This is a genomic window from Dokdonia sp. Asnod3-C12 (assembly GCF_045063975.1).
In the GTDB taxonomy this organism is placed as follows: domain Bacteria; phylum Bacteroidota; class Bacteroidia; order Flavobacteriales; family Flavobacteriaceae; genus Dokdonia.
The window spans coordinates 1,845,577-1,857,627 of sequence record NZ_JBEFNY010000003.1 but is presented as its reverse complement, the minus strand read 5'-3'; the positions used below and the strand labels follow the sequence as shown (position 1 = coordinate 1,857,627).

Below are 12,051 nucleotides of genomic sequence, written 5' to 3'. Positions count from 1 at the left end.
TACTACGCTTCTTTATAGTATTTCATTAAATTCTTAGTAGAACCATCATGATTTTCACTTGTTCCAGTACTAAACTCATTAAGCACTTTTTTTGCAAGTTGTTTTCCTAGCTCAACTCCCCATTGATCATAAGAGTATATATTCCATATCACTCCTTGTACAAAGATTTTATGCTCATACATTGCTACCAGTGACCCTAAGCTCTCTGGAGTGAGCTTCTCCCCTAAAATAGTGGTTGTAGGCTTATTTCCTTCAAAAACTTTAAAAGGTATGAGTTCTTCTATACGCTTTCGCGAAAGCGTACTTCCCTCAAAATCTTGCTCCACTTGAGATACAGTCTTACCATTCATGAGTGCTTCTGTTTGTGCAAAGAAATTTGCCATAAGCTTATCATGGTGATCTTGATTACCGTGAAGTGACTTTTTGAAACCAATAAAATCTGCAGGAATTAATTTCGTCCCTTGATGTATCAATTGGAAAAATGCGTGTTGTGAGTTTGTTCCAGGTTCACCCCAAATAATATTTCCAGTTTCATAAGTAACGCGGTCACCGTTGCGATCTACGCTTTTCCCGTTACTTTCCATAATTGCTTGCTGCAAGTATGCTGGAAGTCTATGTAAATATTGGGAATAAGGAATAACAGCTTCTGTCTCTGCTCCATAAAAATTATTATACCACACACTTAAGAGTGCCGTAATCACTGGAATATTTTGATCAAATGACGTGTTTTTAAAATGCTCATCCATTTTAAATGCACCATGGAGTAAGCCTTCAAAGTTTTTATAACCCACAGCAAGCGCTATAGATAAACCTACTGAGCTCCAAAGAGAAAAGCGTCCTCCTACCCAGTTCCACATAGGGAATACGTTATCTGAAGAAATACCAAAGCTAGCAATAGCTTCCTCATTTGTTGACACTGCAACAAAATGGTTACTCACCGCTTCTTCTCCTAGTTGATTTACAAACCACTTTCTTACTGTTGTGGCGTTACTCAACGTCTCTTGAGTTGTAAATGTTTTTGATACTATTACAAAAAGCGTTGTTTCTGGATTGAGATTTTTAATGGTCTCCATTACATGATCACCATCTACATTTGATATAAAATGCGTAGTCAAGTGGTTTTTGTAATACTGCAATGCCTCAACAACCATCACTGGCCCAAGATCTGATCCACCTATGCCTATGTTTACAACGTCTGTAATCTCTTTACCGGTAGCTCCTTTATGCTTACCAGAAATAACTTTTTCAGTAAAAATTTCGATTGACTTTTTTACTTCATTCACCTCTTCCTTAGCAAAAGCGTCACTCTTTTCATCACGCAGCGCGGTATGCATCACTGCTCTATCTTCGGTAGCATTTATTGCATCCCCACCAAAATAGCTATCAATTGCCTCTTTTAAGCCAACCTCTTCTGCCAGTTGCACGAGTAACTCACGAGTTTTTGTTGTGATTCTATTTTTACTATAATCTACATATAAAGAATCCCAAATGATTGTGAGCTCTTCTGCACGAGCGCTATCCTTAAAAAGATCAACTAATAGCGTATCTTTTGTTTCCTTGTAATGCGTTTCTAATGCTTTCCAAGCTGCCGTTGTAGTTGGGTTTATACTTTTCATTAGGTAGGTTCTATAAGATTATTGTTGTTTTTCTTCTGTTTGCTGTTGTGCAAATTCCATTTCTGCTTCACTCATAAATGGAATATTATCTAATTGCAATCTGAGAGGCTTGCGTATACTATCGTAAATAGGCTTGAGTAGCTCATCTAGCGGTTTTGATGCTGGAAGATCTTCTCTAAAAGGATCCACTTGTTTTCCATTTTTCCAAAAACGATAACACACGTGAGGTCCACCAGAATTTCCTGTCATCCCTATAGTTCCTATTACATCTCCTTGACGCACAGACTGACCTACTTTTACAGCTCTTTTTTGCATGTGTAGGTATTGCGTATCATAAGTAGCATTGTGGCGTATTTTTACATAATTACCGTTACCTCCACGACGTTCAGATTTAGTCACCACTCCATCTGCAGTAGCAAGAATAGGAGTACCTATAGCTCCAGCAAAGTCTGTTCCCTTATGTGGACGCAACTTATAACCATAGTACTTTATACGTCGCTTAAGATTATATCTAGATGAGATTCTATTGAACTTAAGTGGACCTTTTAAGAATGCACGACGTAGGTTGTCACCATTTTCGTCAAAGTAGTCAAAACCTCCAGCTAGTGAGTCATTTGCAAATCTAAATGCATAAATCTCACGTCCTGCATGTTCAAAAAGAACAGCTTTAATTTTACCTACTCCCGCAGGAATTGTATCATTTACAAAGCGTTCCTCATAAATTGCCTTGAAGCGGTCACCTTTTTGAAGTTTAAAGAAATCAATGGTCCACGCATAAATATCTGCCATTTTATAAGCAACATTCACACTTACGCCAAGATCATCAAAAGTAGAAGATAGATTGCTGTTTATTACTCCAGAGATTTCACGCTCATAAGTTGTTGTAGGATGCTTTCTTGCCGCAGCTTTTACATTTTCTTTAAAATCAACTACCACGTAGTCTTCTCTATTTTGCTCATAAATAAACACTTGAGCTGCCTCAAGAGAGTCTTTAGATTTAAGTAAGACGTATGGCTTTCCTTTTCTAATTTTCCGAGTATCAAATACCGACACAACAGAGTCAGAAATCTCTTCTATAGTTGCATAATCTACATTTGCATCAAAAAGAATTTTTCCAAAACTATCTCCAGACTGCACAGTATCTCGCTCTACAATATAATCATCAAGCACGTAACCGTACTCTTTGACTACTTCTGGTGGCGCCGTATAAATTTCTTCATCATCTACCGTATCTGAGGTAGCGTCACCGCAAGCAAAAACTAAAAAACTAAAAAAAACTAAAAGATATAGGTGGTTATATTTCACAAAAAGTAAGTTGTCATTCATTATACATCATGCCCCCAGTTTGCAAGCTCTTCTGCAGTCCAGACTTCTGGAAAGAAAATACGTCGCTGGTATTTAGGGTGCATATATTTTGTCCATTCGCTTCCGCCTGTTGCCTCTACCACTTTCTCACCATTATTTAAGTAGTGATTTGCAGCATGATAATGAGACATTACCCAAGTAACATTTACTGTGTAATCGTAGTGACGCATAGCATCACGTAACTTTTGATTCTCACGGACTTCTTGAGGTAAACTTTTAAAGCGAGCATACAAATTTATAGTATTATATTCTTTTGTAAACGCTACAAAGTCGTTTTTATACTTCTCTTCAAAGGCTGTGAGCAAATAAGATTTTTTACCAGTATGATAATTCTTGCCGGCGGCTTGCCAATATAGATGTTCTAACGCATGTTCGTAAGGAGTATTGCGGTCTATGCTTTCGCGAAAGCGATTATCTATAAGATTTATTAAATCTGTACTTGCAAACTCAATTTTTCTATACTGCGCACTTTGAAAACCACTAGCTGGAGTAAGGGTTTTTCTAAATTTCATGTACTGCTCGACATCCATTCCTTCTTGCATAATCGAGAAAGAACTTGTAAGCATATCAAAATACCTACTTATGCGCCCTAAACGAGAACTAAAAAAATCTACTGTAAGATTAGGATGGTGAGCTACTTGCTCAATCTCCCAAAGTACCATTTTAAATAGCAGCTCATTAACTTGATGGTACATGATAAACACATTTTCATCTGGCATGCTCGTGCGTGGCAACTGCAAACTTAATAATGCGTCTGTATGGATGTAGTCCCAGTAAGTGATAGGCTTACTTTGCAGTAATCCTTCAAGATGGTCATCAAGATCTTGATCTATCTTCTCATACTTATCATCAAGCTGATTGATGATTTTTTCTATGTCTGGTTGAATGGGCTTTTTCATGAGTAGTTATTGGACCGTAAATATTGAGTTTATCAAATACTTCATATTTGATAAACATCAACGCTGTGTTGCCTGATTTATTAAGTGGCAATTTACAAAATCCTTAATCAAACACGATCTCAAAAGGATGCTTAAGTCCTTTATAAGCGTCTAGATCTGCTTTAAGTGAGCCTACAGATAATTCTGCCTTAATACGAAGCGGTATTTTATTATCATCATCACTTACCCATATGGTAAGACTTTCTTTTTCTTGGAAAACACGACCAGACTGTACAAGTGGTCTAAAAACTAATGTCTTTACCTTCCCAAACTTCGTGCGAATCGTCTCTCTTTCCAAAAAACGCATTTTAAATGGATAATTTTCTCCATCAAAAAACATGGTGAGATTGACTTCATCACCTGCCTTTAGCCCGTCTGTAGTAAGATTATTACGCAAGTAATACATTGCAGAGACCATGTCCTGAATGCCTGGTTCTGTATCAATAGTGGTTTTCTTATCACGCTTTATATCGTTTATATGCGCTTTATGTGCCACTTGATCAAACTCTATGACTTTATTCTTAGTGTGACCACCCTCATCTATTTTACGAAGAAACTTATATGGCAAATCTGTCTTTTTATCTACCCAGCTTTCATAGTAATCTTCTACTCCGAAGGCCAGACCCACAATCCCCGTAGTCTCTCCAAAACCTTTTATATGATGTACTGGCTTTCCTTTATAGGTAGCATCTTTAATATCTATAGTAGCATAACCACCAGTAAGCAACCCGTAATGCACTCTAAATTTAAGCCATTCTCCCGCTTGATATGTATCCTTATGTTTCATCACACCATTACTTACTGGCGCCTGCATAAAGGCAGTACTCACAAGAAATACTATCATTATTAATAAGGCAGGTATGTATTTGTTATGTGACTTCATCTTAGGTCGTTATTTGGTTGTACAAAGCATGTAATACAATTGTTATTCCAAAAATAGAATAACAAAAAACTCCGTCCTATTTCTAAGACGAAGTTTTAGTTAAATAATTGTAATTGTGTAAATAACAGCGTTACGCTTTCGCGAAAGCGTACTTAAGAATTTATAAAGTTCCTCTCTGTGCCTGCTCTCTTTCTATAGACTCAAAGAGTGCCTTAAAGTTTCCTGCACCAAATCCTTTTGCTCCCATACGTTGTATGATTTCAAAAAATAGGGTTGGTCTGTCTTCTAATGGTTTTGTGAATATCTGAAGTAAATATCCATCCTCATCTGCATCTACAAGGATAGAAAGCTCTTGTAAACGTTCTATATCCTCCTTCATCACTTTCATATGCTCACCCAGTCTTTGTGGGATATCATCATAATATGTTTGTGGTGGTGGTGGTAAAAACTCGATACCACGAGCCTTAAGCTGCGCTACTGTTTTAATAATATCATCTGTTGCAAGAGCGAGGTGCTGTACACCAGATCCTTCATAAAAATCTAGATATTCTTCTATTTGGGATTTCTTTGCTGCCTCTGCTGGTTCGTTTATCGGGAATTTAATACGACCGTTCCCATTACTCATCACCTTACTCATAAGTGCCGAGTATTCTGTGTGAATTTGCTTATCATCAAAAGACAAGAAATTTACAAACCCCATCACCTCTTCATAAAATTTCACCCAAGTATTCATCTGGTTCCAGCCCACATTACCTACCATATGATCTACATATTTTAAACCTGTAGGCTCTGGATTATAATCTGATTCCCATTTTCTAAAACCTGGCAAAAACGCTCCTTTGTAGTTTTTACGTTCTACAAACATGTGTACCGTTTCCCCGTAGGTATAAATACCAGCGCGTACAGTCTCTCCATGTTCATCACTCTCTACAAATGGTTCGCAATATGATTTTGCACCACGTTTTGTGGTTTCTTCATAGGCACTTCTTGCATCTTCTACCCATAAAGCAACCACCTTTACACCGTCACCATGCTTTACAATGTGATCGTTTATAGGTGACTTACTGTTAAGCGGTGTAGTAAGTACAATGCGTATTTTATCTTGCTTAAGCACATAACTTACCTCATCACGAGATCCAGTTTCAAGACCTTTGTAAGCATATGATTGAAAACCAAATGCCGTTTTATAAAAGTGTGCTGCTTGTTTTGCATTACCCACATAAAACTCCACATAGTCTGTCCCTAGAAGCGGAAGAAAATCCTGCGCTCCTTCAAATATTTTTTCTAATCCGTAGTCTACAGATTTTAAGTCTTTGCTCATAGTTGTTACTTTTCGGTGAAGTTAGTTTAAGCTATTACTTCACTATTAATACTAATTGATAAGTCTTCTGCCTAAGCAGATTGTTATGTTGTTTTTGTTACGCTTTCGCGAAAGCGGTATTAATCAATACTATCTCTTTCTGGAAATACCTCGTTTAAGAAGATAGAATCTGTACTTATAGAGTCTACTTCCTCCTCCATAAACACGTCGTCATTAAAGTCATCTTCGTACTCCCAGTTGTTATCTGTACTATATGCATCATTTGTAAGATCATCAAATGCGCCTGTCATACCAGCAACCCCTAAAAACGCAAGCGCTCCTATCACGATAAGTAAGAATAATCCATTTAAAATGATGGAAATAATATTAAGAACGCGTGCTATAGAAACGTTGCTCCTGCTTGACTCAGAAAACTCTTCTGGATTTAAACGATAGAGTTTCATGCTCTTATTTGCCATCACAAGTCCTGCGATACTTAAGCCTAATGGAATGATTGCTGTAAATCCATAACAGCAGCAGCCGGCAATACCTATCACTAGACCAACGATTCCTAATATTAATGCAGACGGATCTGCAGGTAATTTATTGTGCATATTGATGTTTAGTGGTCTAGCCAGCTTTGATAATAACTCTCGTCTGCAATTGCCATGGCATCTTTACAAACCATAAGTGGTTTAAAAGTATCTACCATAACTGCAAGCTCTTCTGTTCCCTCTTTTCCTATACTTTTCTCTGCAGTTCCTGGGTGCGGACCGTGAGGTATACCAGCTGGGTGTAAAGAAATATGTCCAGCCTCTACATCTGTGCGGCTCATAAAATCACCATCTACATAATACAACACCTCATCACTATCTATGTTACTATGATTGTATGGCGCTGGAATACTAAGCGGGTGATAATCATACTTTCTAGGCACAAAACTACAGATTACAAAGGCATCTGTTTCAAATGTTTGGTGCACTGGAGGCGGCTGGTGGATGCGACCAGTAATAGGCTCAAAATCGTGAATTGAAAAAGCATATGGATAGTTATACCCGTCATATCCTACCACATCAAATGGATGAGAAGCATATACCATCTCAAAAATATCGTCTTGCTTTTTTACCTTGATTAGAAACTCTCCTTTCTCATCGTTAGTTTCTAGCTCGTATGGCTGTCTTAAGTCACGTTCACAAAATGGAGAGTGCTCCAGCAGTTGACCAAAATAATTACGGTAACGCTTAGGAGTATAAATAGGTCTGCGCGACTCTACTATAAAGAGTCTATTATCATCCGTATCAAAATCCATCTTGTAGATAACTCCTCTAGGAATGAGTAAGTAATCTCCATATTTAAAGTCAAGATTCCCTAAATGTGTGCGCAGTTTTCCAGTGCCTTTATGAACAAATATAAGTTCATCTGCATCTGTGTTTTTATAAAAATAATCTTGTGTGCGTTCTTGAGGAGCTGCAAGTATAATGGTACAATCACTGTTAGTAAGTACGGCTTTCCTACTTTCTAAATAATCTTTTTCCGGCTTGATTTGAAAACCACGAAAACGATACGATTGCATGTTATTTTCCTTTGCAATTTCTGGTTTTACCGAGTATTGTTTGCGTATTTCCTTTACTTGCGTAGGTCTATGTACGTGATAGCTATTTGTGCTCATCCCGTCAAAACCTATGGTACCAAACAATTGTTCGGAATATAAGGAACCATCTGGCTTACGAAACTGAGTGTGACGCTTATGAGGGATATCCCCCAACTTATGATAAAAAGGCATTGTTGTGTTTTTAGATTGTCTTAAAGTTACTCAAAATCAAGTAAAGCAATCTATTCTGGGTTCCTCTTTATGAGGAAATTAAGAAGTATAGGTAAGTTTATCCAGCCTTGTGCGTTCATGAGCGTAAATATAGGGGATTTTTACCGTGTTGTAAAAATGGAATTTAGAAAGTTCTATCTGGATGAAACATAGCCATATCCATACTAGGTGTTACCTCATCTACAATTTCTTGCACTAGTTTACCTGTACTAGGACCTAACGTCCACCCCATCATCGCATGACCTGTTGCAATAGTGAGGTTTTTACATTTTGAGCTTTTACCTATATATGGAATTCCATCTGCAGATACTGGTCGCAAGCCACAGGCAGCACCAGCTTTTTCTTCTGCTGTAATATGCACTTCTGGAAAATACTTATTGACACCATCTGCAATAGAGTCTACTCGAGCCTTATTTATTGTATGATTGATTCCAGCGATCTCCATCGTTCCCGCAAAACGGGTAAATCCATTCATTGGAGTTATTGCCACTTTTGCTTCTGCAAGTATAGATGGATAGGTAATTCCTGTTTCTTTGGTGGTTTGGACACGATATCCTTTTCCAGCCTGAAGGAGTAGGTTGATGTTTAGCTTTCGCGAAAGCGTACTTGTCCAACTTCCAGCTGCCATCACAAACTCATCTGCTTTAAGAACTTCTTTGTCTGTCTTTACACTGGTGATTTTACCATTATTAATCTCTAAATCAATCACTTTCTCCTCTCCCCTAATGACAACGCCTTTAGATAAAAGATGCGCTTTCATTTCTTTCATAAATTCGCCAGGAGTACTGTGATGATCACACTCAAAATACGAGGCGCCAACTATATCAAGCGTAGCATCTGGCATCATCCTCTTAACATCTTGCGCAGAAATGGTTCTTGCACTTAGTCCTTCTTTTATTGCGATTTGTACAAGTTCGTCCTCGTGATGAAGTGTTTCTTCTGTCTGGCAAAGCATAAGCAAACCCTTTTTTTCTAAGTGAAAAGAAAATCCTTCTTCTTGCTTGATCTGATGATATAAATCACGGCCCAGCACCGCAATTTCTTTCATTACGGGAACAGCTCTATTTACGTGTTTCTGAGTACACGACTTATTAAAAGCTAGCGACCATTTTAAGAAATCTGCTTCAAGACGTGGCTTAATATACAGCGGACTCTTTTTATTAAATATCCACTTTATTCCTTGCCTCATGACTCCAGGAGCTGCCAGTGGTACGAGATGACTAGGAGACATATACCCAGCATTTACATAACTCGCGCCGCCATCCATTTTAGATTGATCTATTACCGTGACTTGATGTCCAGACTTTTGTAGAAAGTATGCACAACTTAATCCTATAATCCCTCCACCTATGATGATAATTTCTTTTGACATAAATACTTCTTTTACCCAATGCTATATTACAGAAAACCCGAATGCATAAGGATCTTCCTCATCTATGGTAATGGTATTATGTCCATATATTCTTGCCCATCCTTGGATACTGGGTACAATGGCATTTTGATTACCAATCATTGTTTCTTTTGTTACACGACCTATAAATTTTGAACCTATAAAACTCTCGTGAACAAAGGGCTCTCCTACTTGTAATTTCCCTTTTGCATATAATTGTGCGAGACGAGCCGAAGTTCCTGTACCACAAGGGCTGCGGTCAATTGCTTTATCTCCATAGAAAACTGCATTGCGCCCATCTGATGTTGCATTTATAGGGTTACCCGTCCATAACATATGAGTGACATCTCTTATGGTATCATTTTCTGGATGGATAAACTGATTAGGATATTGCTCATTAATACGCTCACGCACTACTTGGCTCATTTGTATAATCTGACCAGCCGTAAAATCATGCACGCCAGTAAAATTCTCTTGCGGATCTACAATTGCGTAATAATTGCCACCATAAGCTACATCAAACGAGATCTCGCCTAGACCTGGGCAATCAACAGTTAAATTTTCGGCAGCTAGAAAAGAGGCTACGTTTGTGAGACGTACCCAGTCAACTTTAGTTCCCGTTTGCTGATATTCAATTTCAACTAATCCTGCTGGGGCTTCCATTCTGATAATTCCAGGCACTTTGGGTGTGATGATCCCTTCTTCTATTGCAATTGTTATCGTCCCGATAGTTCCGTGACCACACATAGGCAGACATCCTGAAGTCTCTATAAAAAGAATAGAAAAATCATTTTCAGGATCATGCGGAGGAAACAAGATGCTCCCGCTCATCATATCATGACCGCGTGGTTCAAACATCAATCCTTTGCGTATCCAGTCATACTCTTTAAGAAAATGCTGTCGCTTCTCGCTCATAGTTGCTCCCTTTAGATCTGGCCCACCATGAGCGACGAGTCTTACGGGATTTCCGCAGGTGTGTGCGTCTATACAAGTAAAAGTGTGTTTCATATTAAATAGGTACTAACTATTTTTCTCAATCCAGTGTTTCACTCGTCTATCAAGAATAGCGAGTGTCACCGTTCCTTGCTCTAAGATGATCTCATGGAATTCTCTAATATCAAACTTAGCACCTAGCTCTTTTTCTGCTAGCGTTCTCAATTCTCTTATTTTGAGTTCGCCCATTTTATAAGCAAGCGCTTGTCCCGGCCAAGAAATATATCTATCGGTCTCCGTATTAATTTCATGTATGGAAAGCGCTGTGTTTTCAGACATATAATCTACCACTTGCTCCCTTGTCCAGCCTTTTGCGTGTAATCCAGTATCTACTACAAGTCTGCAAGCACGCCACATTTCATAAGTCAATTGTCCAAAACGTTCGTACGGTGTTGTATACATCCCCATTTCGGCAGCGAGGTATTCACAGTATAATCCCCAGCCCTCACCGTAAGCATTTACATACATGTTTCTTCTAAACTGAGGAATACTATCTCCCAGCTCTTGATTAAGCGATCCTTGTAAGTGATGCCCAGGCACCGCTTCATGCACCGTAAGTGATGGCAGCACATACACCGGGCGACTAGGCAAATCGTAGGTGTTTACCCAGTAGTATCCAGGATTTGTACTTCCCTTTGCACTACCTACATATCGCCCTGTCGTGTATTTAGGAGCAATAGCATCTGGTACTGGCGCCACTCCGTAAGGCTTACGAGGCAAGGTCTTAAAAAATCGAGGTAACTGTGCATCTGCTCTTTTTGCCATGTCACGAGCAATCATAAGCAGTTGCTCTGGAGAAGTGGCGTAAAACTGTTTATCTGTGCGCAAAAATTGTAAAAAGTCTGCAAAAGACCCATCGAAGTTTACTTCCTCAATAATTTTCTGCATTTCGGCTTTAATGCGCGCAACTTCAGCGAGTCCTTTATTATGCACCTCATCTGCAGTGATATCTAGGGTGGTGTAATAGTTTATTCTGTTTTGGTAATATGCTTTTCCATTTGGTGTTTCTGAAACTCCAAGTGTAGTGCGCGTTTTAGGGAGATATTCTGTTTCAAAAAATGTTTTGACCCTCTCAAAAGATGGAACAACCTGCTGTTCTATTGCACTTCTAGCAGCTACCAATAGCGAATCTCTTTGCACGCCCGCTATTGAACTTGGTAAGTTTAAAAATGGCTCATAATAGAAGCTGTCTTTATAATCGGCTACAATTTGTGAATCATACGTACTCTCATATCCATTAAAAATCACACGCGGCTGCGAGACACCTTTTTCTACTCCTTCTCTCAACAATGGCAAATATTGATCTACTACGTCTGGTAACGCTTTCAGCTTATTGAGGTATGAAACCGCTTGCTTATACGTACTTATGGGACGCACCATATAATTCCAACTACTGTGGAAACCCGAGTCTGATAACAGCGGGTTTAGATAACTTTCGTATGCATAGTAATCTACCGTTTCTTGATGCTTGAACTTGAGTAACTCTAGAGATATACGCTCTGTCTCAGACAATGTTTCTGATGATATAGCCTGTAGTTTTTTAAGTTGCGCTTTCGCGAAAGCGGACTCCTTTTCAAACCGTTCTTTTGAAAAAACACCCATAGGATGCTCATCTGCCAAATCATCTTGCCACTTGAACTCCTGACTATCTTCTATAATTTTCGCAAGCTGCGCCGAAGAATTCTGAGCGCAAACATTTATAGAAATACAGAAAACGAGCAGTATAATTATATGCTTCATAAGA

10 protein-coding genes are annotated in these 12,051 nt (G+C 38.6%); all 10 read right to left on the bottom strand.

Annotated elements, in window-relative coordinates; genetic code table 11:
• Positions 1-2: 2 nt before the first annotated feature.
• Complete coding sequence (gene pgi / locus ACJJVW_RS08565) at positions 3-1,616, bottom strand: glucose-6-phosphate isomerase (RefSeq protein WP_405251339.1); 1,614 nt, start codon at positions 1,614-1,616, stop codon at positions 3-5.
• An 18-nt stretch (positions 1,617-1,634) separates the two neighbouring features.
• Positions 1,635-2,942 carry a peptidoglycan DD-metalloendopeptidase family protein gene (locus ACJJVW_RS08560; protein ID WP_405221046.1) on the bottom strand — a complete coding sequence of 436 codons (1,308 nt, stop codon included), beginning with the start codon at positions 2,940-2,942 and terminating at the stop codon, positions 1,635-1,637.
• A complete protein-coding gene (locus tag ACJJVW_RS08555; protein ID WP_298322627.1) occupies positions 2,942-3,880 on the bottom strand; it encodes a tryptophan 2,3-dioxygenase family protein in 939 nt (312 codons plus the stop codon). The genes ACJJVW_RS08560 and ACJJVW_RS08555 overlap by 1 nt, the downstream gene beginning before the upstream one ends.
• A gap of 103 nt (positions 3,881-3,983) precedes the next feature.
• Complete coding sequence (locus ACJJVW_RS08550) at positions 3,984-4,802, bottom strand: DUF3108 domain-containing protein (RefSeq protein ID WP_298322630.1); 819 nt, start codon at positions 4,800-4,802, stop codon at positions 3,984-3,986.
• A gap of 160 nt (positions 4,803-4,962) precedes the next feature.
• On the bottom strand, positions 4,963-6,123 hold the full coding sequence (gene hppD, locus ACJJVW_RS08545; RefSeq protein ID WP_298322633.1) for a 4-hydroxyphenylpyruvate dioxygenase: 1,161 nt from the start codon (positions 6,121-6,123) through the stop codon (positions 4,963-4,965).
• A 119-nt stretch (positions 6,124-6,242) separates the two neighbouring features.
• Positions 6,243-6,716 (bottom strand): CCC motif membrane protein, encoded by a 474-nt coding sequence (locus tag ACJJVW_RS08540; protein WP_405251338.1) that lies wholly within the window; start codon positions 6,714-6,716, stop codon positions 6,243-6,245.
• A gap of 8 nt (positions 6,717-6,724) precedes the next feature.
• Entirely contained in the window at positions 6,725-7,885 is a 1,161-nt protein-coding gene (locus ACJJVW_RS08535) for a homogentisate 1,2-dioxygenase (RefSeq protein ID WP_298322639.1), read from the bottom strand.
• Between the two features lie 163 nt (positions 7,886-8,048).
• Positions 8,049-9,296 (bottom strand): FAD-binding oxidoreductase, encoded by a 1,248-nt coding sequence (locus tag ACJJVW_RS08530; RefSeq protein WP_298322642.1) that lies wholly within the window; start codon positions 9,294-9,296, stop codon positions 8,049-8,051.
• 21 nt (positions 9,297-9,317) lie between these two features.
• Entirely contained in the window at positions 9,318-10,322 is a 1,005-nt protein-coding gene (locus tag ACJJVW_RS08525) for a 4-hydroxyproline epimerase (RefSeq protein WP_298322645.1), read from the bottom strand.
• A 12-nt stretch (positions 10,323-10,334) separates the two neighbouring features.
• Entirely contained in the window at positions 10,335-12,047 is a 1,713-nt protein-coding gene (locus ACJJVW_RS08520; RefSeq protein WP_298322648.1) for a DUF885 family protein, read from the bottom strand.
• Positions 12,048-12,051: the final 4 nt, after the last annotated feature.